We start from the raw sequence: 25,121 nt of genomic DNA on the forward strand, positions 1-25,121 counted from the left end.
TCACATTTGCACTTATAAGTGGGTAAGCTACTAACAAGAAATTTTTATTGTTTTTTATTCCACTAATTGCTAATATATGAATATATAATCATATATATAAAGGAGGTCCGTAATGGGACATTCACATTCTCATGATCACGGTCATGGCCATGCCCATGGACATAGTCATAACGCGAATAAAAAGGCATTAATGGTAAGTTTTATTTTCATTTTTACTTTTATGATTGTTGAAGTAATCGGAGGCATTATGACAAATAGCTTAGCATTACTGTCTGACGCAGGACATATGTTAAGTGATGCTGCTGCTTTAGGTTTAAGTTTATTTGCTTTTAAAATTGGAGAAAAAACTGCAAATCATAGTAAAACTTATGGTTATAAACGATTTGAAATATTAGCTGCTTTTATTAATGGTATTACTTTACTTGCGATATCCCTTTATATTTTTTGGGAGGCGTATCATCGCTTTTTTGAGCCACCAAATGTTAGCGGATCTATGATAATCATTGCATTTGTTGGTTTAATCGTAAATATTGTTGTTGCATGGATTTTAATGCGGGGCGATACTAGTGATAATTTAAATATGCGAAGTGCTTTCTTACATGTATTAGGTGATTTGTTAGGGTCTGTTGGAGCGATTGTAGCAGGATTGCTTATTATTTTCTTTGGCTGGAACATTGCGGATCCGATTGCAAGTGTATTCGTAGCGTTTTTAATATTAATTAGTGGATGGCGGGTAACAAAGGATTCCATTCACGTGTTGATGGAGGGAAAACCAGCACACATTGATATAAAGAAAATCGAAAATAATCTTTTAGCTATAGCTGGAGTAAAGGGTATTCATGATTTACACGTTTGGGCAATTACTTCTAATTTTCCTACCTTAACATGCCATGTTACAGTTGAAGAAAACGTTGATCGGGATCAAATATTAAAGCAGGCATCAAAAATATTACACGACAATTTTGAACTGACTCACACAACGATCCAAGTGGAAGGTGAAAAATCTGCTCTGCATGATAAACACAATGACTGTAATCCTTGTAATTAAAGGAGCATTAGGAGGAATAAAAATGGAAAAAAAAGAAGAAGGAATGAATGAAGAACAAGTGTGGAAAGAGCTGGACGAGGAAACGCTTTTTATCGTGTCCCAAACGTTCAAGGCCTTATCTGATCCAACCCGGATTCGTATACTTCATTTGCTTTTTGACAAGGAGTATTCCGTAAATCAAATAGCTGACCAATTGGAGCTACGTCAATCAACAGTATCGCATCAGCTTCGTTTTTTGAAAAACTTAAGGCTTGTGAAGTTTCGTCGAGATGGTACGACTATTTATTATTCCCAGGATGATGAACACGTGATGACCATGTTAAATCAAACGATAAAGCATGCTCTGCATCATTAAGAAAATGTGTAAAATATGTTTCATCTGGGCAATCTAAATGTACGCTTTTTAGGAGGTTTTTTACATGGTAAACCAAAATTTCAAACGTTTCGTAAAAGCCCAGGAAAAAGAAGAAAGCATTTATTTGCGTGGTGCTAAAAGAGCAAAAAACTTAGATCCGAAAGCAAATAGTCGTGGAAACACGGACAAAAGTGTTGGGGCTAGCGGACGGGATATTGATTAGCAAATAGATGAAGGAGTCCCCATAGTTTTCATACTTGAGGGACTCCTTCTTTGAAATTGAAATTCAGTAAAGCATAGGGAATCCAAGAAACAAGTAAGTGCTAGTGGATCCAAGCTGCAATATTATAGTAAAGGGATATTCCAAGTAAAAGGTTAAACGGAAAGGTAATGCCTAAAGCTAGGCCTAAATAGATAGATGGGTTAGCATCCGGAATAGAAGTTCTAAGAGCGGCTGGAGCTGCAATATAAGATGCACTTCCTGCTAGAACCCCCATTAAAGTCATACCACCAATAGAGAGGCCAACTATTTCTCCAACGAAAACACCTATGGTACCACAAATAATAGGCATAACAATCCCGAAGATGATTAATTTATATCCATGTTTCGACACTTCAGGGAGGCGTTGTCCAGCCATGATTCCCATATTTAATAAAAATAAGATAAGGGCACTATGATATAAATCGAAAAATAATGGTTTAACAGTAGGAATGGCACGCTCACCGACTAATAGTCCTATCAATAAACTCCCGACAAGGAGTAAGATGCTTTTTCCGAATAAACTTTCCTTGATCACCGAGGTATCGATTAATTGTAAGGAACTTGGGATAATACCAGTTCGAGCAGAAGATGTTTGTAAAACATCTTTGTTTTTCTCCATTATATGAAATAGTAGTATGGATACAATGATTGCGGGACTCTCCAGTAAAACAACTAATGCATTCATGTATGGTTCATAGGATGTGTTTATTTTTTCAAGAAAGGTAATAGCAGCTGCATACGTGACAATACTAACGGAACCATATGTGGCAGCAAGTCCAATTGAGTTTTTGAAATCAAGACCCATGAATTTTAAAAATACTAACGCTAATATCGGAATAATGATTCCTAGAAATAATGTTCCCATCATTGGATATAAAACATCTTGTAAAGAGTAATGGGAGAGTTCGATACCTCCCTTAAGACCAATTGCAATTAGTAAATAGATGCTAAGCCCCTCACTCAAACCTTTTGGGAAAATTAAATCTGACTTCACAAGGGCTGCGATAATACCTAATATAAAAAACAAGACGACTGGTGATAACAAGTTTTGTATCATAATCTCACTCATATATGTTCCTCCTTCAAAGAAATAAAAAAACCGACAGCTCTTCTCGAAAGAAAGCTGTCGGTTTTTCTTCAACGACCAAATGGTATTTAAAGAACTCCCGAAAATTATTTAATGATTAAACGTTCTTCTAAGTTGTCTTCCATTTTGAAAATCATGACTCTTTCCCCCGTACGGGTACTCAAGTCGGTATGAAAACTAATGATAGCTATTTCTGTAATAGTAAAAATTAGTTGCTTGAGCTCATCAATTCCTGATTCTACTAAGTCTGATCTAGTTCGTTTAACGGTTAAAAATTGATCTTGTTTATTGCAAAGAACATATTCTGCAGGTGTTAATATTCCTTGTAGAGTAACGATTACCATATTTCTTAAAATGTCTGTCTTAACAGAAACAGATCCACGTCCTAAGTAATCTTTCTCCCATTGTGTAATGGCTTTGCTTATTTCGGCTTCTATAGAACCTTTTGTTTTACTCAAGAAGGTTACCTCCTCAATCAAGACAATGGGCTCATCATATTTTCTTTTTTCAGATAACCAATTAGCGATTGGAAAATCTGCTCAAAGATCCACATGATGTTTAAAAGATTTTACTGTATGAAATTTTAGCTCTTTGTCTAGAAAGTGTCAAGATATATTGTATAAATGACTAGGTTATAGTTCCATACTAAGTATTTAACGTGGTATTATGTGGGATATATGGTAGTTAGTATAAGTTTGGGGGTTATATATTGGTTACCCTTGGTCCTAGAGTATTAAAAACAGGTATCGCGGTAACAGTGGCATTATATATTTGTTCCTTTTTAAATCTAGAACAAGCTATATTTGCTGGGGTTGCTGCTATTTTTACACTTCAACCATCTATTTATCAGACGTGGAAACAGTTGTTAGATCAGGTCGTAACAAATACATTAGGTGCATTAATCGCATTGTTTTGTTTGTATTATTTTGGTAACTCGCCAATTGTTATTGGTTCCGTCTTGATATTTGTTATCTCCATTACCCTAAAACTGAAAATGGAAGCCAATGTTATTTCTCTTACGTTAGTAACTGTAATAGCCATCATGAGTGCTCCAGGTGATGTAGATTGGATATTTGCCTTTAATCGTTTCCTGACAATTTTAATTGGTATTGTCTCTGCGTTACTCGTAAATATTATTTTATTTCCACCGAAGTTTAAAGGGAATTACTATGGAAAGGTTAAGGAATCCTTTAACAAGTTATCCCTACTTTTAAGAACGGCTATATCAAATGAATTAAAAGAGAAGACCTTTAAAGAAGATTGGGAAAGTCTTCAAAGTGATATTAAGAAATTAGAGGAATTATATAAAATTTTAAATGAAGAACGAAAAAAAATGTCTCGCGTAAATCCTTTAGATGTAAAAGAAATAGTTGTGTTTAGGCAAATGTTAAAAGCATTACAGCATGGGGAAAAAGTTATCTCCCTAATAGAGGAACACTTCTTTCAAGGGGATGCTGATCAAGAAGATAGTCACATGTTTGATGAGCATTTAGAACATTTAATAAAATACCATGAATATTATTTATTAAAATATGAAGGCAAAGTAAAGGACGAAGATGATATTTATCACATTGAGGAAGAAACGAGTGTTTTTTTAAAAACGTTGTTAAATGAATATGATGATGATGTCGATAAAAAATTTCGAATTTTAGCTGTTGGCTTTTCCATATTTGAATATGCTTTCCAACTACAAAGGCTAGATGAATTAGTTAGTAAATATAAAAGAGTGAAGGCGTAATTTCCAACTTTATACAAAATGCTGCTTGAGAGTTCACATCCACTTTTTCTGAATTTTTCCATAGATATTTTCGCAGTTAGAAGAAAAACTAAGGAAGAATATAAAAGAAAGGAGGATGAAGAATGACTAGAAGAAGTTTACTATTACTTTTTTCTGTTGCTCTTTTGTTCTTACTAGCAGCTTGTAATGGTGCAGCCAACAACGATACGAATACGAATAATGAGGAAGATACAATTTCAAGCCTAAGTACGAATGCAGATAGTCAGAAATATCCTCATACAAAGCCGGTAAAAATACAGGAAGCAAAATATAAATTTGTTCGCATAGATCAAGCACAAGGAAACCAGCACTTTACTCACCAACAAAATATTACTAATCAAACACAACAACAAAACCAACAAAAGCAGACACATCAAAGGAAACAGCAGCAAACTCAGCAGAATCAGCAACAGCAAAACGGTGCCACACCTGATCAAGGACAAGCGCAGGCACAGCAACAAGCACCAAATGAACAACAGCAAAATCAACAACAAACAGAGCAAAAAAATCAGGCTCAAGCTACTGAAGGAATTAGTGAGATAGAAAGAAGAGTAATTGAACTGACGAACGAACAAAGAAGAGAAAATGGGCTACCCGATTTACAAGCGGATACGTCCTTAAGTAATGTGGCGAGAGAAAAGTCCAAGGACATGAGAGTTAACAATTATTTTTCACATACTAGTCCAACATATGGTTCACCATTCGATATGATGAGGGATTTTGGAATTACTTATCAATCAGCAGGTGAAAACATTGCACAAGGACAACGTACAGCAGATGAAGTAGTTCAAGCTTGGATGAATAGTGAAGGTCACAGGAAAAATATCCTAAGTGATAAATTTACGCATATTGGCGTTGGATATGATGAAAATGGCCATCACTGGACTCAGATGTTTATTCAAAAATAAAAACAAGAGGTATAACGGCGATAGAACGTTATACCTCTTGTTTTTTTAAGCTAAATACTAGGGATTTCCTCCTATTTAGAGTAAAATAAGTAATAACAAAACGGACTGTTGCGTAACAACAAACATTAATAGAGAGGAGGATAATATGTCCTTAAAAGATGTATCCATTCCTTTTAGTCATCACAACCTGTCAAATGGTGGTCATATTATTTATACATACAGTGATGAGAAAAAATATCTAGATAATGTAACGAACTTCATTATGGAAGGAGTTACAAAAAGAGAAGGAATCGTTATTGTTGAAAAGAACCATTACATCATTCAGATTAAAAACAGGTTAATAAACAATGGGATTTCACAAGATGATATTAATCAGATTGTATTTGTCGATACAGGTATTTTTTATCAAGAGAAGGTAGAAGAGGTCATAGATCATCTTGCTTCTATCGTAGATCCATTTATTCAAAAGGCCCAACCTCTACGCACATGGGGAAATGTAAAAATAAAAAGTTTGTTATCTAATCTATATATATATGAGTGTAGCTGTGACCAATTTGTGTGCAATCATCAAACTATTTCAGTTTGTGCCTATGATGGTCGAGAGCTTTCAGCTTCAAATTTGGCGGATTTATTAAAGGTTCATCAATATTACATGACAGATGAAAGTATCATTCCTTCTGGGTTATATAAAAGGGATTCCCATCCTATTCCTTCCATTACCGAGCAAATCAAATTGGAAAGGGAGTTTGATGAATCCTTAATTCGATCGGAGCAATTAACCACAGCTGGTCAATTAGCAGCTGGAATTTGCCATGAAATTAGAAATCCTCTAACAACGATCAAGGGATTCTTTCAATTGTTAAAGTATGAAACAAGTCGGTCAAATTATATACAAGTAATTGAAGGTGAGTTAGACAGAATTGAAAAAATCACCTCAGAGCTACTATTACTTGCTAAACCACATGCGGAATTGTTGGAAGGTCATAATTTAATTGAGTTAGTAGAGGATGTCGCTTTACTGCTTCGAAGTCAAGCTACGATAAAGAATATTTTAATCCAGACAAATTATGAAGCAACTGAAATTATGGTTTTTTGTGAACATAGTAAAATTAAGCAAGTTTTAATAAACATATTAAAAAATGCAATGGAAGTAATGGAAAACGGAAAAATTGAAATTGAAGTATCGATTAAGCAAAGACAAGCAGTTTTAACGATTAAAGATGAGGGCCCAGGGATTAGCGAGGAAAATCTGAGAAGAATCGGTGAACCTTTTTTTACAACAAAAGAAGGTGGGACAGGTTTAGGACTTTTAATTTGCTTTAATATTATTAAAAATCATAACGGCACCATTAAAGTCGAAAGTGAAGAGGGGAAAGGAACAACTTTTATGATACAAATGCCAATCTTAACAGATTAAACATTAAAAGGAGTCCCCTTTTTAATGTTTTTTTATTAGAAAACAGCAGAAATTCATTATTGTTTTTAAGGGTAAACTAAGTTACTATTGAAAGTAATAGGAGGTGCTCGTTTGGAAAATTTAAGATTAAATGTTGCGTTACTTAGAAGAAAGGTTCCTAATTTAACAAGTGCTGCACGATCGGTCGGTTTACGCCCAGCAACTGTTTCAAATCTATGCACAGGAAAGATTCCTGTTGGTAGAGCAGAGGTGAAAACACTAGTAGCACTCGCCTCTTTAGCGGAGTGTAGTTTGGATGAGTTAATTATTCGAGGAGAAGTTAATGAAATGGTGGAGACAGGCATTAAAACGGTTGATTTATTTGCACCTTTAGCTAAAGGTGGAACTATTGGCTTAATAGCACGTCCAGGAATGGGACAATTAGTTTTATTAGCGGAAACGTTCCACCGATTGAGAAAGCAAGGTTTTGTTACTATGCTTTTAATGCCGGAGGGAGAACCTTCTGAAATCCAAGACTTGCTAGATCAATATGACATTATCGCTTACACCATTAAGGAAGCTTACGAACAAATAGAAAAAATAGGCAAGAAAGAAAGCATAGCCTTTGCTGCTGATCGTTCTCACGTTGTAACCGGTGAAATCATTCATCTACAGGAGAAACTACTAGTGAAAGATCTTAAGCCAGTAACAACATTTTTAGTCGACTTAAAGGGTGAAGCAGTAGATGAAGACTTACCGTATGGTCCACTAGAAACAGTATGGCAATTTGATGCAGATTTAACAGCGAGACACTTATTTCCTGCTGTTAATCCTTTATATTCGACGTCCACTGTCTTAGAGGGTGCACACCTAGATCAAAATCATCTTTCTATACAGCAAAGGGCTAAAAAATTACTAAGGCGATATCGGGAACTCCGATCTCTTGTGGCCATAAGGGGTTTAGAAAATCTACCTTCTACTGAACAACATACATTTAAAAGAGGGGAACGATTAGAAGCTTACTTAACACAACCTTTTTATGTAGCGGAAGAATACACTGGGAAAAAAGGCGAAAACGTCAACCTTCAGGAAACCATATTTGATGTAAGAAAAATTCTAGATGGAACTACTGACTCTTTAGATAAGGAACAATTAACCTATATTGGGAACCTAACGTAATTATCTAAAAAAAGTTAACAAAATAGTCAAAAAATTATTAGAAAATTCACACTTTTACTGGTAAAATAATATAATAAGGTAAACTTTTTCGAGAGGAGTAAGCCTAGTTTATGGATGTTGAGGATAAAAAGGTTTCCAAGATGTACCGTAAAATCTTAACCTCTAATGAAGTAATTGGGTTAATGGCCTATCAAAACATGGATGGGGCCATGCAAGAAAAGGTTAGACAGAAAATGTTACAAAACGGTTCTGTGTCTGCCAGAACAATACTTAACAAAATAAATCAATGGAATCAAGCTCAAGGAGACTGACTATACGTCATTCTCCTTTTTGTTTTGATTCCATTTTCTAAATAGGGTTTTTTATTAATGGAATAGGGGAAATTGTCCAATACTAAAAAATACAAATCACTATTTCGGAGGATTTCATATGCTTATCGCTATTTTGATTTTTATGATTTTATCTTTCTTTTTATCCGGAAGTGAGACTGCTTTAACTGCAGTAAATAAAATGAAAATAAAAACTAGAGCAGAAAATAATGATCGGAAGTCCGAAAAATTACTTAAACTTATTTCTAAACCAGATGAATTACTAACAGCAATCCTAATTGGGAACAACATTTCCAATATAATGCTGCCTACTCTAGTTACAATAGTGGCAATTCAATACGATTATAATGTCGGTATGGCAACTGGAATTTTGACAGTTGTCTTAATCATTTTCGCAGAAGTTTTACCGAAGTCAATAGCAGCTACCTTTGCTGATAAAATAGCTTATTTTGTAGCACCTTTTATTCGGATATTGGTCATGATTTTAAAACCATTTACTTTTTTTCTTTCTAGATTTACACGATTTATTATCCGAATTCTTTCAAAAGGAGCTGAAAAAGAGGCTTCTTTTTCAAAAGAAGAGCTGATGACTATGATGGACATTGCCTCAAATGAAGGAACATTTGAAAATGAAGAATCAACGAGAATTAAAGGTGTCATCGATTTTTACAGTAAAGATGTACGGGATGCCTTAAAAACTCCAAGAATAGATATCGTCGGTATTCCTTCTGATTATGATTTCGAACAAACGCAGGACATTGTCTTAAATAATAACTACACAAGATATCCCGTTTATAAAGAAAATATGGATAATATCGTAGGGGTTTTTCATTCCAAGCTTTTGTTGAAGTGGTCATTTTCCAAAAAGAAACCATTAAGTGAATACACGGATAACAATCCATTATTTGTAGTGGAGTCAACCTCTATTGAAAAAGTGTTTAAAATGATGTTAAAGGAAAAGAAACACTTAGCTATTGTCATTGATGAGTATGGTGGAACAACAGGTATCATTAGTCATGAGGATATAATTGAGGCTATGATTGGGCAAGAAATAGAAGATGAAACAGATGATAGTGGAGATGTACTAATAGATGAATTAACCGAATCCCATATAATTTGCCATGGCAAACTAGCTATAAGACGCATTAATGAAGTTTTCAAAACGCGAATTCCGGAAGAGGAAGACATTTTAGCCGGATTTTTATTTAAAGAATTTGGAGATATTCCGAACGAAGGAGAAACAATTGAGTATCAACACTTACACTTTACGGTAACGGAAATGGAAGATAATAAGATACAAAAGGTTAAAATAACAAAAAGTGCACATTGAATTCCGCATAGGAAATGTAGGGAAGAAAAATAATTACTTAATTAAACTCCACATTATGGTAAAATTTTTTTAGTAATAAAAAATGGGGAGTGCTTATATGACTGTCAAAGCTGAGTTGAATGAATTAGTAATGAAAATGAATGCCAATCCAGACCACATTAAAAATGAAAAAGATCGAGTATTTCAGGTTAATCTTGAAGAAAGTGGATCATTACAGATTGTACTTCAAGATGGCAAGGTGGAAGTAAAGGAAGGTAACCCTTTAGAGCCCGAGGTAACTTTAATACTATCTGAAAAAAACTTTTCAAAGTTACTAAAGGATGATTTAAATACGACGATGGCATTTATGACTGGTGGATTAAAAGTAGAAGGCAAATTAGGACTAGCCTTAAAACTTCAAGAAATTTTAAAACTATATCAATAATATTAAAAAACCACCAAACTATTTAGTATTTGGTGGTTTTTTAATAAGGAATTCTTAGTAAATTAAATATAAAAAACCTTGAGTATTCGGAATCCCCGTCTACACGGGGACTTGATTTTATGGCTATACTCCCATGAAGAACCTAAACAGCTAAGGACCTTTGATATTATCTAATAAAGCTCAATTAATGAATGAAACGAGCAATTATTTCTGCTGAATCTGCACTAGATGGACGAAACGAGCAAATATATTTGAACTGTATTCTCCATAACACCAATCTTTAAGAAAAAGTGCCTTTAATTAATTTAAACAATCATTTCTGCTATGATAAAGAATGAATTCATAATTTGGAGTGATGGAACGTGTATTACACGTATGTACTTCGTTGTAAAGATAACTCTTTATATACAGGCTATACGAACAGATTAGAGCATCGCATAAAAATGCATCAGGAGGGGAAAGGTGCAAAGTATACAAGAGGAAGAGGACCAATAGAGTTAGTGTATCATGAGGCATTTGATACAAAAACGGAAGCGATGAAGCGGGAGAATGAAATAAAGAAACTTTCAAAAGATGAAAAGGAAGCTTTAATACGACTATAGTAGGTGGAGTTGACATGAATATGGATGGGCGTTATCGAAGTAACATTACCTCAGGACTAGAGGTAGATATTATATTGAAAAAAGACCAAAGAACTGGGGTAAGTACCCGGGGATTTGTAAAGGATATTCTTACTAACTCTAACTTTCATCCACATGGTATAAAAGTTAGATTAATGGATGGTCGTGTAGGCAGAGTAAAGGAGATTTTTTCAAACAACAAGTAGAGACATAGGTGTTTCAACAAGTGGGAGGTACATATATGTCTGTTAGCTGGATAAAAGTGTTTATTGCAGGGATGTTTGAAATATTATGGGTAATTGGTCTAAAACATGCACATGATTTTTGGACTTGGACAGGGACAGTAATTGCAATAGCTATTTGTTTTTATTTGTTAGTGATGGCAGGGGAAGATCTTCCTGTTGGGACTGTTTATGCGGTTTTTGTAGGAATTGGTACGACAGGGACAGTACTATCTGAAATTATATTCTTTAATGAACCTTTTAAGGTAATAAAAATCTTCCTAATATTTGTTTTACTTATTGGAATAATGGGGCTTAAGTTAGTGACGGAAGATAAGGAACATGAAGGAGCAAACTCATGATGGCTTGGACATATTTAGTTTTTGCAGGCTTTTTTGAAATGATTGGTGTCACGATGATTAACGTGTTACATAAAAAACGTAATGTCTTTTCATTGATTGGGCTTTTGTTGGGTTTTGGGATGAGTTTTTTATTCCTTTCCCTTGCTATGAAGACACTCGCTATGGGAACTGCTTACGCCGTGTGGACTGGAATTGGAGCAACAGGAGCGACTATATTGGGGATGGTCTTTTACGGAGAACCTGTAGAAAAGAAGAGGGTTTTTTTCATATTTCTCATTATTGCAGCAACTGTTGGACTTAAAATTTATGAATAAAAAAGAATAGTAAAAAGGGGTCCCTATAATCTGGGACACCCTCTAAGTGGATGAATCAATATATGAATGTTCTGCTATAAAAACAACATTTAAATGTTTTACCATATTGCCGCGGTAAATATCTGCGCTTCTCCTTAAATAATGAAAGCCCTACCTCTCTTTCATCCTTACGATTCCGAGATCGCGCCAGTACAAATAAGAAATTCTTTTATATCACAGACGCCAGACGTCTATATATTTTCAATCAGTAAAATGGAACATAGGTATTGATTCACTACACAATTAATATATTATACATAACTAAACAAAAAAAGTCAAATTCATATTCGTATTTCCTTCTAGAAAGTTCGAATAATTGTGAAACATAAGAGTCATTCTATAGTTGTGCAATAAAGAAAGGGGCACAAAAAATGAATGTCTTTAGGAGGATTAGTATGGGTATATTAAGTGGTAATCCAACGGAAGAGCCAATGCATTATGGTGAAGTATTTGCTATTTGGTCATTTGATTTGGCAGCTAAACAAATGGTTGCCGGCTATGAGACAATGCATAATCACGCTGGAGATGAAGACTTAAAGAAAATTATTTTGGAAGCAAAAGAACTGTGCAAACAAAATTTGAAGCAAGTGGAACAGTTATTAAAGGAAAATGGAGTAGGACTTCCTCCAGCACCACCTGAAAGACCTAATGCTTGCTTGGATGATATTCCTGTTGGGGCTCGTTTTCAAGACCCTGAAATTGCTGCTGCCATTTCAGCTGATATAGCAGCAGGTTTAGTGGCATGTAGTCAAGTTATGGGACAAGCAATAAGAGAAGATATAGCGATGTTATTCGGTCAAATCCATACGCAGAAGGCTACTCTAGGGGCTAAGGTTCTTCGACTTAATAAAGAAAAAGGTTGGTTAATCCCACCACCACTTCATAAAAATAAAGCAGAGAACTGTTAATTGGATAGGGATCTTACCACTTAAATGGGTAGGATCTTTTTTTTTGTGAAAAAAACAGATAATACTTAACAAAAGACAAAACAAAGCAAACATATGCATAGTATTTATGAGGGGGTTTCAATGTTTTCGTAAAGGAGTTGTTTCTCATGAAGAGAAACTTTTTTGTTAGTATACTTCAATTTGCATTAGGAGCTATTCAAGCTATTTTATGTTTGCGATTTATGTTTAAAATATTTAGTCCAGTAGCAGAATCATTTTTGGCTCAATGGCTTTACTTACTTAGTGATCCATTAATCTATCCATTTGATGCTGCTTTTCCAAGTTCCTATATAAGTGGCATGTTTTTCATAGAGAAGGCAACCTTTATTGCACTAATTATTTATACGTTAGTTGGGATTTTAGTGATTAATTTTGTTAACAATCTCATTTATGAATCACAGAGAAAAAGAAGTAAATAATTTTTGACTATTTAATCTCTTCCGCCTATCATTAAAAGGATGTTGAACATTTAGAGAAGGTTATTGATGTAAAGATTGTTGTTATTTTTCGCATTTGATAGAAAATACGACGTAACCATTGAACTTTAATTCCAGCTGCTACGGAAATACACAACGCTTTCCACGGGCTCGCGCTGAGCCTCCTCACTCGCACAGAACGCTCGCTGTGGGGTCTCAACGTCTTCGCTGTCCCGTAGGAGTCTACGTGTATTTCCTTCGCTAAGCATGTGCTTATCTTTAATGTACGGATGAGCTGGGAAAAGGAAAGTTAATAATATAGTCGTATTGATAAAGAATCTAACATGCCTATATGGTTTACCACTATCCTTGAATTAGAAAATCAATCTTAGCGTAGGCAGAATACGCAGACTCCTACGGGATAGCACGTGTCTGAAGACCCCGCAGCGGTGGTTTTCCGCGAGGAGGCTGAGGCCGTGCCCGTGGAAAGCGAAGTATTCTGCCGAAGCGGTCGTATAGCACTGACCAAATTACAAAGTTACTTCGCAGTTTAAATAAAAACAGCTTTAAATATAAAACATATACCCGTCTTGACGATCGTTTTCTTCAAATTTTGCTAAATCATCTAGCGTGGTAGTGTCTAAAACTTCTTTTACGGCATCTCGAATACGCATCCAGAGCTCTTTCTTTGCTGGTTCTTCATCTTCAATACCTTCTACCGGACTAATCGGACCCTCTAACACCCGAATGATGTCACCAGCAGTGATTTCTTCCGGCATTTTCGTTAATAAATAACCACCATGTGCTCCTCTAACACTTTTGACGAGCCTGGCATTTCGTAGTGGCGGAATTAATTGCTCCAAATAATGTTCTGATAAATCGTGTTCTCTTGCAATTGCTTTTAAAGACAATGGTGTATTATCTCCGTAACTTTTCGCTAGCGCAATCATGATGGTTAATCCGTATCTGCCCTTTGTAGAAATCTTCACCTTTTTTCCCCCTTTTAATCATAAAGTCCATCAATTTTTTTGAATGTGGAAAGGTATACCCTAAAATAGTTCCTAATGTTAACGATGCAATGACTGTTCCTACTCCTACAGGACCACCTAGTAACCAGCCAATGAGCAACACAATTACATCTAAACAATTTCTTACCCACTGCACTTTCCATCCCGTTTTTTCGGTTATATACAACATTAAACTATCTCGAGGTCCAGCACCTAAATTCGCTGCAACATAAAGGCCAATTCCATATGCAAATATAATAACTCCACTTATTAAAACAATGATATCCATCCAAATTGGTCCTGGATCAGGTAAGATCAGTAAAAATAAATCAATAAAGATGCCAATTAAAACCATATTTAAAATGGTTCCTATTTTTGGCCACTGCCTTAATGCGATACAAGAAAAAGCTACAATTATAACCCCGACAATAATGCTCCAGCTTCCAATCGTTAATCCAAACTGTTTATATAAACCATAATGTAGTACATCCCACGGACTAATTCCTAAATCCTTTGCAGTTATTGTCAACGAAATACCAAATGCAAGGATAATGATACCTATTATGTAAAATCCCCATCGTAAAAGCAGATGCCTACTCTTCGTGATGTCTTTTTGCTTTTCTGTCATTTTTAATAATCCTCTCTAGGTTCCCGCATTCAGCTTCTGGAAATATTAATTCCCTTTCCAGTTTTCAATGTAAACAATAGCTATTATAGCAGAACATCATGGCTCTTGCATTTTATATAAATCAGGATTACCCTAAATAAAGATACTGGTTTTAAAGGAGTAATGGAAATGAATACAAAACCATTGGCATACCGAATGAGGCCACAAAATATAGACGAAATTATTGGACAAACCCACTTAGTAGGTGAAGGGAAAATGATTAGAAGAATGGTCGAAGCAGAACGGTTATCTTCTATGATTTTGTTTGGACCTCCTGGTACAGGAAAGACGAGTATGGCGATGGCTATTGCCAAAAATTTAAAAATGCCGTTCAAACTGCTCAACGCAGTAATAGATAAAAAGAAAGAGATGGAAATTGCTGTTGAAGAGGCTAAGTTTTCAGGCCACCTTATTTTAATACTGGATGAAGTACATCGGTTGGATAAAGGAAAACAAGATTTTCTCCTTCCCCATCTTGAAAACAATCTTATTACTTTAATAGGCTGCACCACAAGTAACCCCTATCATTCCATTAATCCTGCAATTAGAAGTCGCTGTCATCTTTTTGAACTACAAAAACTCGATGAAAAAGATATAAAACAAGGACTTTTACACACGTTAACGGATAACAAGCTTGGTATTGGAAATATTAAAGTAGATATTACGGAGGAAGCTTTAAGCCATTTTGCTTTTGCTGCTAATGGGGACTTACGCTCGGCTTTAAATGGGTTAGAGCTAGCCGTTACTTCTACTAAACCGAATAGTGATGATTCCATATATATAGATATAACTGTTGCGGAAGAGTGTATGCAGAAAAAAAGTTTCTCCCATGATAAAGACGGGGATGGTCACTATGATGTTCTATCAGCCTTTCAAAAATCTATTCGAGGTAGTGATGTAAACGCCGCCTTACATTATTTGGGTCGTTTAATAGAAGCTGGGGACCTAGATAGTATTGCTAGAAGAATGCTTATTTGTGCCTATGAGGATATTGGTTTAGCAAGTCCACAGGCAGGCCCACGCACTTTAGCTGCTATTGAGGCCGCAGAAAGAGTAGGTTTTCCTGAAGCTCGCATTCCTTTGTCTGTTGCCATTGTGGAGCTTTGTCTATCCCCTAAGTCTAATTCCGCCTATAAAGCTTTAGACGCTGCCTTGGCTGATATTCGAGCTGGAAAGAGTGGCGACATTCCTGCTCATTTAAAAGATGCCCATTATCAAGGAGCAAAGAAATTAGGTAGAGGAATAGATTATAAGTATCCTCACAACTATGAGCAAGGCTGGGTCGAACAACAATATCTACCAAATTCTATTAAAAACAAAATATATTATGAGCCAAAAACAACGGGAAAATTTGAAACATCTATTAAGCAAGTTTACGATAAAATACAAAGTCAAAATAAAAATAGAAAATAGAGTATAAACTCCTCTTTTATTGAACAGAATAGTTATAAACATTAACAAACTATTAAAAAACTTCATGTAAGAGGAGTGAAATAAATGGCAAAAGTAAGACAGGATGCTTGGTCTCACGAAGATGATCTTCTACTAGCAGAGACTGTATTAAGACATATTCGTGAAGGAAGCACACAATTAAGAGCTTTTGAAGAAGTAGGTGACAAATTAAATAGAACGGCTGCAGCTTGTGGTTTTCGTTGGAATGCAGAAGTTAGAAGAAGATATGATAAGGCTATTGAAATAGCAAAAAGACAACGAAAAGAGAAGAAACGAGCTATAGCCCAGCAACAAAAATTAAACAACACACCTACTGTTCCAACCTATAATCTCGTTAATAGGGAAAAGAAAACGATACCTACTGAAACAAGACATCAACAACCGGTAAGCTCTCGTAATGTTTCTTCCATTGATGATATTATTGCATCTTTAAAACAATTTAAATCAGAATACGAAACTACTTATAAGTCCCATTCTATGATGAATCAGATAGAACAAGAAAATGAATCATTAAAAGAAGAAAACGAAAGACTCGAAAAGAAACTAGCAAGAGTAGAAAAACAGTACGAAACAATGCAAGAAGACTACCACGTATTGATGAATATTATGGATCGAGCAAGAAAAATGGTTGTTTTGGATGATGAAGAGCAAATGTCTGCAAAAGCCTTTCGAATGGAGAAAAACGGCAATTTACAGCAAGTCGCAAGATAAAAACTATTTAAATTAAAATAAGGAAGTGCCCAAAAACTTTTACAGTTGACGGGCACTTTTTTTCGTTAAAAACATAAGGTTTACATAACGGTAAATTTCACCATTAACATGCAATTATGTATAAAAGAAACATTACTACTTTTTAATAAGCCAATAAAATAAACAAAAAAATAAAAAAATATTAAAATTTATTGAATTAATATTCTAAATATTGCATAATAATTCATACATGTTCATTTAAATGTAAGGAAGGGAGTAATTTTTATGGGGAAAGAAAAGATTGTTTTAGCGTACTCTGGGGGATTAGACACTTCTGTTGCCGTAAAATGGCTTCAGGACAAATATAATTTTGATGTAATTGCAGTCGCTCTGGATGTAGGGGAAGGAAAGGATCTAGAATTTGTTAAGAATAAAGCTTTAGATGTAGGAGCTATTAAATCCTATGTCGTCGATGCAAAAGAACTTTTTGCTAATGAATACGTGTTACCTGCATTAAAAGCCAATCTACTTTATGAAGGGAAATATCCACTCGTCTCCGCACTATCAAGACCTCTTATTGCAAAGGTTTTAGTTGATATCGCTAAGGAAGAAGGTGCGGTTGCCGTTGCCCATGGATGTACGGGGAAAGGGAACGACCAAGTTCGTTTTGACGTTGCCTTCACCGCATTAGATCCAAACTTAAAAATTGTGGCACCCGTACGTGAGTGGGCGATGTCCCGTGATGAGGAAATTGCTTATGCAAAGGAACATGGTATACCTATTCCAGTTGATTTAGATAATCCATATAGTGTTGATCAAAACTTATGGGGGCGTAGTAACGAGTGCGGTATTTTAGAAGATCCTTGGGTAGAGGCACCAAAGGATGCTTATGAATTAACAACTGACCCAGTTGACGCACCAGATGAACCAGAAGTTATAGAAATCACATTTGAACAAGGAAAGCCTGTTGCATTAAACAAGGAATATGATCAGTTAGATCAACTTGTTTTGAAATTAAATAAAATAGCAGGAAAACATGGTGTAGGGCGTATTGACCATGTTGAAAATAGGCTTGTTGGTATAAAATCTCGAGAAATTTATGAGTGTCCTGCTGCATTAACTTTAATTGCTGCTCATCAAGAGCTAGAAGCATTAACACTACCAAGAGAAGTCTCTCAATTTAAACCAACTATCGAACACAAACTTGCCCAAACAATTTATGATGGCCTTTGGTATTCTCCAATAACAAATGCCCTCCATGCATTTATAGAAGAAACGCAGCAGTTCGTCTCTGGAAATGTCAAGGTGAAGCTATTTAAAGGTAGCGCACAGGTTATTGGACGTGAATCTGCACACTCCTTATATGACTTTGATCTTGCTACGTATAAATCAGAGGATTCATTTGATCATGAATCAGCACTTGGTTTTATTAAGCTTTGGGGGCTACCGACTAAAGTGTACTCTTCTGTCACGAAGTCCATCACAACTAAACACAACTATAGTAAACAAATCGTAGTGGATGTGAAAGAGGCGATAAAGCAATGAAATTATGGGGTGGGAGATTTACCAAATCAACAAATGAACTAGTAGATGAATATACCGCTTCTATTACCTTTGATCAAAAACTTGCTCTTTATGATATTCAAGGTAGCTTAGCACATGTAGAGATGCTCCGTGTCTGTCAAATTATTAACAATCAAGACGCCCATGCTATTCAGGAAGGTTTACTAAAAGTTTTGGAAAAGATTAAATCTGGGGAAGCACATTTGAGTGAAGAACATGAAGATATTCACATGAATGTAGAAAAACTCCTTATCGATGAAATTGGCTCTGTCGGTGGTAAATTGCACACCGGCAGAAGCCGTAATGACCAAGTTGCATTAGATATGCGCTTATATTTAAGGGATGCATTAATAAGAATAAGTACCCTCTTAGTAAATGTAGAAAAAGCTTTATTAAATCAAGCAAAGCAAAACATAGATACTATTCTACCGGGTTATACCCATTTACAACGTGCACAGCCAGTTCGATTAGCTCATCATTTATTAGCCTATACATTTATGTTTCAAAGAGACATTGAACGAGTTTGTGATAGTTGGAAACGTGTGAATCTTTCTCCATTAGGAGCTGGAGCACTAGCTGGTACAACATTTCCAATTGATCGAAATTATGTTGCACAGAAACTAAACTTTGATGGTATTTGTCCTAATAGTTTGGATGCAGTAAGTGATCGTGATTTTGTAGTGGAGTTTTTGTCAAACGCCTCCCTCATTTCCATGCATTTGTCGCGTCTATGTGAAGAGCTAATTCAATGGTCAAGTGCTGAATTTAACTTCATCGAACTAGACGATGCCTTTTGCACAGGAAGTAGTATGATGCCGCAAAAGAAAAACCCTGATGTTGCAGAGTTAGTTAGAGGAAAAACAGGTCGAGTATATGGTAATCTTATGAGTTTATTAACAACCTTAAAAGGCCTGCCACTAGCCTACAACAAAGATATGCAAGAGGACAAAGAAGGAATGTTCGATACAGTCGAAACTTTAGAGGGTGCCCTTGCTTTGTTTGCACCAATGATCGATACGATGGAAGTGAAAAAAGAAAACATGTATGAGGCTGTCGTCAAGGATTACTCGAATGCTACTGATTTAGCTGATTATTTAGTAGGAAAAGATATTCCATTTCGTGAGGCCCATGCTATTGTTGGTCAAATTGTCTTATCATGTATCCAACAAAAGAAGTACTTACTTGATTTAACGTTAGAACAATACCAAGAGTACTGTCCACATATAGAAAAAGATATATATCAAGTTTTGGACCCGAAAGCCGTAGTTGATGCTCGTGACGTTGATGGAGGACCTGCGAAAAATCGTGTGCTTGACCAAATGGACATCGCAGAAGATTTGATTCAAACAAATCTAGGATGGATAAAGGAAAAGAAAAAACAAGTAGAGGTCCTTTTTTAGCTAAATTGTTAGGAAGGAAGTGATGAAATGGAGGAGAATATTTGCTATCTCCATTTAAGCACAGGGGATAGACTACAAGGAAAATGGCTTCATCAAGTAGAAGGAACAGAAGGAGAAATGGTATTTAATACAGCAATGACTGGTTACCAAGAAGTGATGACTGATCCTTCCTATGCAGGACAAATCGTTACAATGACTTATCCGCTTATTGGTAATTATGGTTTTAATGACATAGATCAAGAAAGCATTAGACCTTTTCTTTCTGGTTTGATTATCGCGCATCCATGTAAAGCGCCTGATCCCAGTCATTCTCAATATACCCTGTACGAAATGGCTACAAAGTACAATATTCCTGTGATGTATGATATCGATACACGTGCCTTAACAACAATTATTCGAAAGCATGGAGAAGTCTATGGGAAAATGACTACTAACAAGGATGAGACAACCTGTATACAAGTTAAAGATAAAAATCTAGTAGAAAAAGTATCGGTAACAAAGCGTATATTTTATTCAACCGATGCTAATTTTAATCATCTTATACCCAATGAAAAACACATAGTTGTCCTTGATTTTGGTTATAAGCATTCCATTGTAAAAACATTATTAGAATTAGGTTGTCATGTTACGGTACTCCCCTATCAATCTTCCATTCAAACAGTCAAAAGTTTAAAGCCTGATGGTGTCGTATTATCAAACGGACCTGGGGACCCTAAAGACCTTGATTATTTACTTGAAAATATAAATCAAATAACTAATTATTATCCGAGTTTAGGTATTTGCTTAGGTCATCAACTAATCGCTTTGGCTCACGGGGGAAAAACAGACCGTTTACCTTTCGGACATCGGGGCAGTAATCACCCTGTAAAGGATTTAAAAACGGGGAAAGTTTGGATTACTTCCCAAAATCATGGCTATGTCATTGAATCAATTGATGAGAAAAATTGGGAAATTACACATAAAAATGTCAATGATCAATCTATAGAAGGCATTGCTCATCGCAGTAAACCAATTTTGTCTGTACAATTTCACCCAGAAGCACATCCAGGCCCAGCAGATGCCTCTTCTATTTTTTTAAACTTTATAAACTTGTTAACGAACAAGGGAGAGAAGCAGCATGCCTAAGTTAGAACATATCACTAAAGTGCTTGTAATTGGATCTGGACCAATCATAATCGGGCAAGCAGCCGAGTTTGACTATGCTGGAACACAGGCCTGTTTAGCTCTTAAGGAAGAAGGATTACATGTTGTTTTGGTAAATAACAATCCGGCAACCATTATGACAGATCGTAATATTGCAGATACTGTGTATTTAGAACCATTAACAGTTGAATCTTTATCAAAAATTATAGAGAAAGAAAAACCAGATGGATTATTACCCACACTTGGTGGTCAGACAGGATTAAATTTAGCCGTTTCCTTATCGGAAGCAGGTGTGTTAGAAAAATATAACGTTGAGTTATTAGGAACTCCTCTTGATACGATTCAAAAAGGCGAAGACCGAAATATATTTAAATCCATGATGAAATCCATTAATGAACCTGTGCCTAAGAGTGTGTCCATCAATACAGTAGAGCAAGCTATTCAATTCGCAACTACTGTCGGTTATCCGATCATTGTTAGGCCTGCCTTTACTTTAGGCGGTTCAGGTGGAGGAATTGCTTATAACGAATTAGAGCTCAAAACTATTGTCAAAAACGGCATATATGCTAGTCCGATTTCTCAGGTGTTAGTTGAACAAAGTGTAAAAGGCTGGAAAGAAATCGAATATGAAGTTATGCGCGATGAAAATGACACATGTATCATTGTTTGTAATATGGAAAATATTGATCCCGTAGGTGTACACACAGGAGATAGTATCGTTGTAGCCCCATCTCAAACATTGAGCGATCGCCAATATCAAATGCTTCGCAGTACGTCAATAAAAGTAATTCGGGCACTAGGGGTTATAGGAGGGTGTAATATTCAATTTGCCCTTCATCCAGATAAAGATGAATATGTCATCATTGAAGTCAATCCTCGTGTTAGCCGTTCTAGTGCCCTTGCCTCCAAAGCGACAGGTTATCCCATTGCCAGAATAGCAGCAAAGCTTGCATTAGGCTATCATCTGGATGAAGTCATCAATCCTATTACGGGTCATACTTTTGCTAGCTTTGAGCCTGCAATCGATTATGTTGCAGTCAAAATCCCTCGATGGCCTTTCGATAAATTTTCTCATGCTAATCGATCTTTAGGGACCCAAATGAAGGCCACTGGGGAAGTGATGGCTTTAGGTAGAAATTTCCCCTCTGCTCTTCAAAAGGCTATTCGCTCTCTTGAAATTAGCGAACAATACAACTACACTACCTTTTCCCATCTCGGGCAAAGCGATTTGGAACAAGCATTAAAAGATCCAACTGACCAGCGTCTATTTGTTTTATTTGAAGCATTACGTAGAGGATATTCATTAGAAAAAATGAATGCATTAACTGAAATCAATTTTTACTTCTTACATGAGTTTAATCATTTAGTCGAACTAGAAAAAAACCTTATTGAAAAAGGCTGGCATGCTCTTGACATTAATGATTTAAAGAAAGCGAAAGCTCTTGGGTTTTCCAATCACCACCTAGCCTTTTTGCTAGGAGTTGAGGAAAATATCATCGAAGCAAAGTTAGTCCAGTCAGCTCTTTCTCCATCCTACAAAATGGTAGACACATGTGCCGGTGAATTTTCTGCTGAAACACCTTATTTTTATAGTTCCTGGAACGAAATCGATGAAGTAGAAACACTAAATGGGCCTAAAAAAATAGTGGTGTTAGGCTCGGGGCCTATTCGAATTGGGCAAGGGGTAGAATTTGACTATTGCTCTGTTCATGCTGCCATGTCCTTAAGGGAGCAAAACATCAAAGCAATTGTCATTAATAACAATCCCGAAACAGTAAGTACAGACTATAGTACTGCCGATCATCTCTATTTCGAGCCTTTAACAAAAGAAGATGTTTTACATGTTGTTCAAAAAGAAAAAGCGCAAGGTGTATGTATCCAGTTTGGAGGGCAAACGGCTATCAATTTAGGTGAAGGCCTTGAAAGATCTGGTGTGAAAATTATGGGAACAAGTATAAAAGCAATCGATATTACAGAGGACCGTAAACAGTTTTATCAATTGCTGAAGCAATTAAACATTCCCCACATACCAGGAGAAACCGTTGACAGCATTGATCAAATAAGGCAAGTAGTAACAGAAATAGGCTATCCCGTTCTTATCAGACCCTCTTATGTTATTGGGGGCCAAGGGATGCATATCATTTCAAGCAACTCCGAATTAGAACAGTATGTGACATGGTTACAATCACAATCTTCCCTTACTAACGTTTTTCCGTTACTAATAGATCAATTTATTAAGGGAACGGAAGTAGAAATAGATGTAGTGTGTGACGGTAAAGATGTGATTATTCCAGGGATTTTTGAGCACATTGAAAAGGCGGGTGTCCATTCCGGCGATAGTATGGCTGTCTTTCCGGCCCCTACTTTATCCGAAAAACAAAAACAGACAATAGCATATTTTGCCAAACAGATTTCAGAACAGCTTCATATGAAGGGCATCATGAACATTCAGTTCGTCATTGATGATCAGACTGCTGAAATATATTGTTTAGAAGTAAATCCCCGCGCTTCACGAACTGTACCTATAGTAAGTAAAGTGACAGGGGTGCCTATGATCGATTTAGCAACAAGGGTTCAAATGGGAGAAAAATTAACAAATAAAGAATGGAAACTTGGGCTACATCACGCCCCACCATTCTTTGTCGTAAAAATCCCAGTCTTTTCGAACAACAAGCTTCCTAACGTAGATCCTGCTATAGGTCCTGATATGAAATCAACAGGTGAAGCGATTGGCATAGGTAAAACCGTTCAATCTGCTTTAACCAAAGCTTTTGGTTGGAAAAATAAAGTGCTCCCTTTTACACCAACAGATAAGTTATTTATAGCTTTATCAGAAGATGAAATAGATGAGCCGTTCCTTACGAATCTAAAAAAAATAAATGTAGTCAAGTACGCTTCTCCATCAACCGCTAAACTACTAAAAGATAAAGGGGTAGAATCCATCCAAGATATTTCTTTACATGACGCTTATGTGATGTGCTTAGATCAACAATTTCAGCTTATTTTTAGCAGCAATCAAGACAAAAGTATGGAACAAATTACATTAAGAGAACACGTGCTAAAAACAGATACTCCCTTTTTCACATCAAAAGAAACCCTTCTAGCATACTTAAAAACAGTAAATTGCCCGATAGAAGAACCATTTACGATGGAAGAGCTTTGGGAATCGAATAGAAAGGTCAATAAAAAGAAAGAAGGTGTGCTAGAGTGATGGAAAATGCAAAAACAGTAAATCAAGAACATAGTTTAAGCAGGCGGAATCTACTAACATTAGAAGATTTTTCAAAAGAGGAAATTTATTCTTTATTGGAGCTTGCTGATTATTTAAAACAACAACGAAAATTAGGGAAACAAATACAGCCACTTAAAGGAAAGGTTTTAGGGTTAATCTTTGAAAAAGCTTCTACTAGAACGAGAGTCTCCTTTGAATCAGGAATGTACCAACTAGGCGGTACTGCTTTATTTTTATCAAAAAATGATTTGCAAATGGGAAGAGGCGAACCAATTTCTGACACAGCAAAGGTACTATCTGGTTATCTAGATGGTATCATGATTAGGACTTTCTCCCACTCTACCGTAGAAGAACTCGCGAAACATGCAACAATACCGATAATAAACGGTTTAACCGACTTATATCATCCTTGTCAAGTGCTTGCAGACTTACAAACAATCCGAGAAAAGAAAGGTACTCTTCAAAACTTGAAAGTTGCTTATATCGGTGACGGTAACAACATGGCCCACTCCCTTTTAATAGGTTGTGCAAAAATGGGTATGAACATTTCAATTGCGACTCCTGTTGGATATGAACCAAATCAAATGATTACTGACAAAGCAAAAGAAATCGGAAAACAACAAGAAATTATCTTAACGAATAACCCATATGAAGCGGTTAAGGATGCAGACATTATTTATACAGACGTATGGGCAAGTATGGGGCAAGAAGAAGAGCAATGGAAAAGAGAAAAAGATTTTCAACTGTTCCAAGTAGATGAAAAACTTTTAAAATCAGGAAAAAGTACTACTCTCTTCATGCATTGTCTGCCAGCTCATAGAGGTGAGGAAGTAGCTGCGAATGTAATAGATGGCCCACACTCTATCGTATATCAACAAGCAGAAAATAGACTACATGTACAAAAGGCATTGTTAACAGCTATTTTAGGGTAAAAGTGAATGAATGAATGAGAA

The 25,121-nt window shown here is 35.9% G+C and carries 27 protein-coding genes; 23 read left to right on the forward strand and 4 right to left on the reverse strand.

Annotated elements, in window-relative coordinates; genetic code table 11:
- The first annotated feature begins 112 nt into the window (after positions 1 to 112).
- From HNQ94_RS01410 to HNQ94_RS01420, 3 genes are all read left to right on the forward strand, one after another.
- Positions 113 to 1,048: a cation diffusion facilitator family transporter gene (locus tag HNQ94_RS01410; RefSeq protein ID WP_174496447.1), complete on the forward strand. Its 936-nt coding sequence runs from the start codon at positions 113 to 115 to the stop codon at positions 1,046 to 1,048.
- Positions 1,049 to 1,070: 22 nt separating this feature from the next.
- Entirely contained in the window at positions 1,071 to 1,403 is a 333-nt protein-coding gene (locus tag HNQ94_RS01415) for an ArsR/SmtB family transcription factor (protein ID WP_282960572.1), read from the forward strand.
- A 64-nt stretch (positions 1,404 to 1,467) separates the two neighbouring features.
- Positions 1,468 to 1,626 carry a hypothetical protein gene (locus tag HNQ94_RS01420; protein ID WP_174496448.1) on the forward strand — a complete coding sequence of 53 codons (159 nt, stop codon included), beginning with the start codon at positions 1,468 to 1,470 and terminating at the stop codon, positions 1,624 to 1,626.
- 100 nt (positions 1,627 to 1,726) lie between these two features.
- On the opposite strand, the gene HNQ94_RS01425 is transcribed toward HNQ94_RS01420, so the two are convergent.
- Positions 1,727 to 2,734, reverse strand: coding sequence for a sodium-dependent bicarbonate transport family permease (locus HNQ94_RS01425; RefSeq protein WP_174496449.1), 1,008 nt, complete (start codon positions 2,732 to 2,734; stop codon positions 1,727 to 1,729).
- Positions 2,735 to 2,838: 104 nt separating this feature from the next.
- Positions 2,839 to 3,210 carry a Na-translocating system protein MpsC family protein gene (locus HNQ94_RS01430; RefSeq protein WP_174496450.1) on the reverse strand — a complete coding sequence of 124 codons (372 nt, stop codon included), beginning with the start codon at positions 3,208 to 3,210 and terminating at the stop codon, positions 2,839 to 2,841.
- 251 nt (positions 3,211 to 3,461) lie between these two features.
- Between HNQ94_RS01430 and HNQ94_RS01435 the strand changes: the two genes are divergently transcribed.
- The 13 genes from HNQ94_RS01435 to HNQ94_RS01495 all read left to right on the forward strand — a co-directional run bounded on the left by HNQ94_RS01435 (position 3,462) and on the right by HNQ94_RS01495 (position 13,017).
- Positions 3,462 to 4,490 (forward strand): FUSC family protein, encoded by a 1,029-nt coding sequence (locus HNQ94_RS01435; RefSeq protein ID WP_174496451.1) that lies wholly within the window; start codon positions 3,462 to 3,464, stop codon positions 4,488 to 4,490.
- Between the two features lie 122 nt (positions 4,491 to 4,612).
- Complete coding sequence (locus HNQ94_RS01440; protein ID WP_174496452.1) at positions 4,613 to 5,437, forward strand: CAP domain-containing protein; 825 nt, start codon at positions 4,613 to 4,615, stop codon at positions 5,435 to 5,437.
- A 145-nt stretch (positions 5,438 to 5,582) separates the two neighbouring features.
- Entirely contained in the window at positions 5,583 to 6,854 is a 1,272-nt protein-coding gene (locus HNQ94_RS01445; protein ID WP_174496453.1) for an ATP-binding protein, read from the forward strand.
- A gap of 111 nt (positions 6,855 to 6,965) precedes the next feature.
- Positions 6,966 to 8,012, forward strand: a complete 1,047-nt coding sequence (locus HNQ94_RS01450) for an ATP synthase beta subunit C-terminal domain-containing protein (protein ID WP_174496454.1) — start codon at positions 6,966 to 6,968, stop codon at positions 8,010 to 8,012.
- A 110-nt stretch (positions 8,013 to 8,122) separates the two neighbouring features.
- A complete protein-coding gene (locus HNQ94_RS01455) occupies positions 8,123 to 8,323 on the forward strand; it encodes a hypothetical protein (protein ID WP_174496455.1) in 201 nt (66 codons plus the stop codon).
- A 118-nt stretch (positions 8,324 to 8,441) separates the two neighbouring features.
- A complete protein-coding gene (locus HNQ94_RS01460; protein WP_174496456.1) occupies positions 8,442 to 9,671 on the forward strand; it encodes a hemolysin family protein in 1,230 nt (409 codons plus the stop codon).
- A gap of 97 nt (positions 9,672 to 9,768) precedes the next feature.
- Positions 9,769 to 10,095 (forward strand): SCP2 sterol-binding domain-containing protein, encoded by a 327-nt coding sequence (locus tag HNQ94_RS01465; RefSeq protein WP_174496457.1) that lies wholly within the window; start codon positions 9,769 to 9,771, stop codon positions 10,093 to 10,095.
- Between the two features lie 362 nt (positions 10,096 to 10,457).
- On the forward strand, positions 10,458 to 10,697 hold the full coding sequence (locus tag HNQ94_RS01470) for a GIY-YIG nuclease family protein (protein ID WP_174496458.1): 240 nt from the start codon (positions 10,458 to 10,460) through the stop codon (positions 10,695 to 10,697).
- A 20-nt stretch (positions 10,698 to 10,717) separates the two neighbouring features.
- Positions 10,718 to 10,921: a YwbE family protein gene (locus HNQ94_RS01475; RefSeq protein WP_174496485.1), complete on the forward strand. Its 204-nt coding sequence runs from the start codon at positions 10,718 to 10,720 to the stop codon at positions 10,919 to 10,921.
- Positions 10,922 to 10,956: 35 nt separating this feature from the next.
- Positions 10,957 to 11,298 (forward strand): DMT family transporter, encoded by a 342-nt coding sequence (locus HNQ94_RS01480; protein WP_174496459.1) that lies wholly within the window; start codon positions 10,957 to 10,959, stop codon positions 11,296 to 11,298.
- The gene (locus HNQ94_RS01485; RefSeq protein ID WP_174496486.1) at positions 11,298 to 11,612 is read left to right on the forward strand and encodes a DMT family transporter; all 315 of its coding nucleotides are present in this window, start codon (positions 11,298 to 11,300) and stop codon (positions 11,610 to 11,612) included. The genes HNQ94_RS01480 and HNQ94_RS01485 overlap by 1 nt, the downstream gene beginning before the upstream one ends.
- A gap of 434 nt (positions 11,613 to 12,046) precedes the next feature.
- Complete coding sequence (locus HNQ94_RS01490) at positions 12,047 to 12,559, forward strand: DUF3231 family protein (RefSeq protein ID WP_174496460.1); 513 nt, start codon at positions 12,047 to 12,049, stop codon at positions 12,557 to 12,559.
- A gap of 146 nt (positions 12,560 to 12,705) precedes the next feature.
- Positions 12,706 to 13,017, forward strand: coding sequence for a hypothetical protein (locus HNQ94_RS01495; RefSeq protein ID WP_174496461.1), 312 nt, complete (start codon positions 12,706 to 12,708; stop codon positions 13,015 to 13,017).
- 563 nt (positions 13,018 to 13,580) lie between these two features.
- Here the strand turns inward: HNQ94_RS01495 and cymR are convergent.
- Together cymR and HNQ94_RS01505 are read right to left on the reverse strand one after the other, a co-directional pair.
- Positions 13,581 to 14,003: a cysteine metabolism transcriptional regulator CymR gene (gene cymR, locus HNQ94_RS01500; RefSeq protein ID WP_174494564.1), complete on the reverse strand. Its 423-nt coding sequence runs from the start codon at positions 14,001 to 14,003 to the stop codon at positions 13,581 to 13,583.
- A complete protein-coding gene (locus HNQ94_RS01505; RefSeq protein WP_174494563.1) occupies positions 13,933 to 14,649 on the reverse strand; it encodes a YczE/YyaS/YitT family protein in 717 nt (238 codons plus the stop codon). The genes cymR and HNQ94_RS01505 overlap by 71 nt, the downstream gene beginning before the upstream one ends.
- Positions 14,650 to 14,817: 168 nt before the next feature.
- Here HNQ94_RS01505 and HNQ94_RS01510 point away from each other — a divergent pair, with 168 nt between their 5' ends.
- The 7 genes from HNQ94_RS01510 to argF all read left to right on the forward strand — a co-directional run bounded on the left by HNQ94_RS01510 (position 14,818) and on the right by argF (position 25,100).
- Positions 14,818 to 16,101, forward strand: a complete 1,284-nt coding sequence (locus tag HNQ94_RS01510) for a replication-associated recombination protein A (RefSeq protein ID WP_174494562.1) — start codon at positions 14,818 to 14,820, stop codon at positions 16,099 to 16,101.
- Positions 16,102 to 16,185: 84 nt separating this feature from the next.
- Positions 16,186 to 16,851, forward strand: coding sequence for an RsfA family transcriptional regulator (locus tag HNQ94_RS01515; RefSeq protein ID WP_174494561.1), 666 nt, complete (start codon positions 16,186 to 16,188; stop codon positions 16,849 to 16,851).
- A 264-nt stretch (positions 16,852 to 17,115) separates the two neighbouring features.
- The gene (locus HNQ94_RS01520) at positions 17,116 to 18,375 is read left to right on the forward strand and encodes an argininosuccinate synthase (RefSeq protein ID WP_174494560.1); all 1,260 of its coding nucleotides are present in this window, start codon (positions 17,116 to 17,118) and stop codon (positions 18,373 to 18,375) included.
- Positions 18,372 to 19,793 (forward strand): argininosuccinate lyase, encoded by a 1,422-nt coding sequence (gene argH, locus HNQ94_RS01525; RefSeq protein ID WP_174494559.1) that lies wholly within the window; start codon positions 18,372 to 18,374, stop codon positions 19,791 to 19,793. The genes HNQ94_RS01520 and argH overlap by 4 nt, the downstream gene beginning before the upstream one ends.
- 27 nt (positions 19,794 to 19,820) lie before the next feature.
- On the forward strand, positions 19,821 to 20,918 hold the full coding sequence (locus tag HNQ94_RS01530) for a carbamoyl phosphate synthase small subunit (protein WP_174494558.1): 1,098 nt from the start codon (positions 19,821 to 19,823) through the stop codon (positions 20,916 to 20,918).
- Positions 20,911 to 24,147 carry a carbamoyl-phosphate synthase (glutamine-hydrolyzing) large subunit gene (gene carB / locus HNQ94_RS01535; protein ID WP_174494557.1) on the forward strand — a complete coding sequence of 1,079 codons (3,237 nt, stop codon included), beginning with the start codon at positions 20,911 to 20,913 and terminating at the stop codon, positions 24,145 to 24,147. Before HNQ94_RS01530 ends, carB begins: the two co-directional genes overlap by 8 nt.
- A complete protein-coding gene (gene argF, locus HNQ94_RS01540) occupies positions 24,147 to 25,100 on the forward strand; it encodes an ornithine carbamoyltransferase (RefSeq protein WP_174494556.1) in 954 nt (317 codons plus the stop codon). Before carB ends, argF begins: the two co-directional genes overlap by 1 nt.
- The last annotated feature ends 21 nt before the right edge of the window (positions 25,101 to 25,121 follow it).

Source organism: Salirhabdus euzebyi (assembly GCF_014207435.1).
Classification (GTDB): domain Bacteria; phylum Bacillota; class Bacilli; order Bacillales; family Alkalibacillaceae; genus Salirhabdus; species Salirhabdus euzebyi.

Excerpts from the sequence above, each read along its gene's own strand:
- HNQ94_RS01410 (WP_174496447.1), top strand. The coding sequence starts at position 113 with ATGGGACATTCACATTCTCATGATCACGGTCATGGCCATGCCCATGGA.
- HNQ94_RS01415 (WP_282960572.1), top strand. The coding sequence starts at position 1,071 with ATGGAAAAAAAAGAAGAAGGAATGAATGAAGAACAAGTGTGGAAAGAG.
- HNQ94_RS01420 (WP_174496448.1), top strand. The coding sequence starts at position 1,468 with ATGGTAAACCAAAATTTCAAACGTTTCGTAAAAGCCCAGGAAAAAGAA.
- HNQ94_RS01425 (WP_174496449.1), bottom strand. The coding sequence starts at position 2,734 with ATGAGTGAGATTATGATACAAAACTTGTTATCACCAGTCGTCTTGTTT.
- HNQ94_RS01440 (WP_174496452.1), top strand. The coding sequence starts at position 4,613 with ATGACTAGAAGAAGTTTACTATTACTTTTTTCTGTTGCTCTTTTGTTC.
- HNQ94_RS01445 (WP_174496453.1), top strand. The coding sequence starts at position 5,583 with ATGTCCTTAAAAGATGTATCCATTCCTTTTAGTCATCACAACCTGTCA.
- HNQ94_RS01455 (WP_174496455.1), top strand. The coding sequence starts at position 8,123 with ATGGATGTTGAGGATAAAAAGGTTTCCAAGATGTACCGTAAAATCTTA.
- HNQ94_RS01460 (WP_174496456.1), top strand. The coding sequence starts at position 8,442 with ATGCTTATCGCTATTTTGATTTTTATGATTTTATCTTTCTTTTTATCC.
- HNQ94_RS01465 (WP_174496457.1), top strand. The coding sequence starts at position 9,769 with ATGACTGTCAAAGCTGAGTTGAATGAATTAGTAATGAAAATGAATGCC.
- HNQ94_RS01475 (WP_174496485.1), top strand. The coding sequence starts at position 10,718 with ATGGATGGGCGTTATCGAAGTAACATTACCTCAGGACTAGAGGTAGAT.
- HNQ94_RS01480 (WP_174496459.1), top strand. The coding sequence starts at position 10,957 with ATGTCTGTTAGCTGGATAAAAGTGTTTATTGCAGGGATGTTTGAAATA.
- HNQ94_RS01485 (WP_174496486.1), top strand. The coding sequence starts at position 11,298 with ATGGCTTGGACATATTTAGTTTTTGCAGGCTTTTTTGAAATGATTGGT.
- HNQ94_RS01490 (WP_174496460.1), top strand. The coding sequence starts at position 12,047 with ATGGGTATATTAAGTGGTAATCCAACGGAAGAGCCAATGCATTATGGT.
- HNQ94_RS01495 (WP_174496461.1), top strand. The coding sequence starts at position 12,706 with ATGAAGAGAAACTTTTTTGTTAGTATACTTCAATTTGCATTAGGAGCT.
- HNQ94_RS01505 (WP_174494563.1), bottom strand. The coding sequence starts at position 14,649 with ATGACAGAAAAGCAAAAAGACATCACGAAGAGTAGGCATCTGCTTTTA.
- HNQ94_RS01510 (WP_174494562.1), top strand. The coding sequence starts at position 14,818 with ATGAATACAAAACCATTGGCATACCGAATGAGGCCACAAAATATAGAC.
- HNQ94_RS01515 (WP_174494561.1), top strand. The coding sequence starts at position 16,186 with ATGGCAAAAGTAAGACAGGATGCTTGGTCTCACGAAGATGATCTTCTA.
- HNQ94_RS01520 (WP_174494560.1), top strand. The coding sequence starts at position 17,116 with ATGGGGAAAGAAAAGATTGTTTTAGCGTACTCTGGGGGATTAGACACT.
- argH (WP_174494559.1), top strand. The coding sequence starts at position 18,372 with ATGAAATTATGGGGTGGGAGATTTACCAAATCAACAAATGAACTAGTA.
- HNQ94_RS01530 (WP_174494558.1), top strand. The coding sequence starts at position 19,821 with ATGGAGGAGAATATTTGCTATCTCCATTTAAGCACAGGGGATAGACTA.
- carB (WP_174494557.1), top strand. The coding sequence starts at position 20,911 with ATGCCTAAGTTAGAACATATCACTAAAGTGCTTGTAATTGGATCTGGA.
- argF (WP_174494556.1), top strand. The coding sequence starts at position 24,147 with ATGGAAAATGCAAAAACAGTAAATCAAGAACATAGTTTAAGCAGGCGG.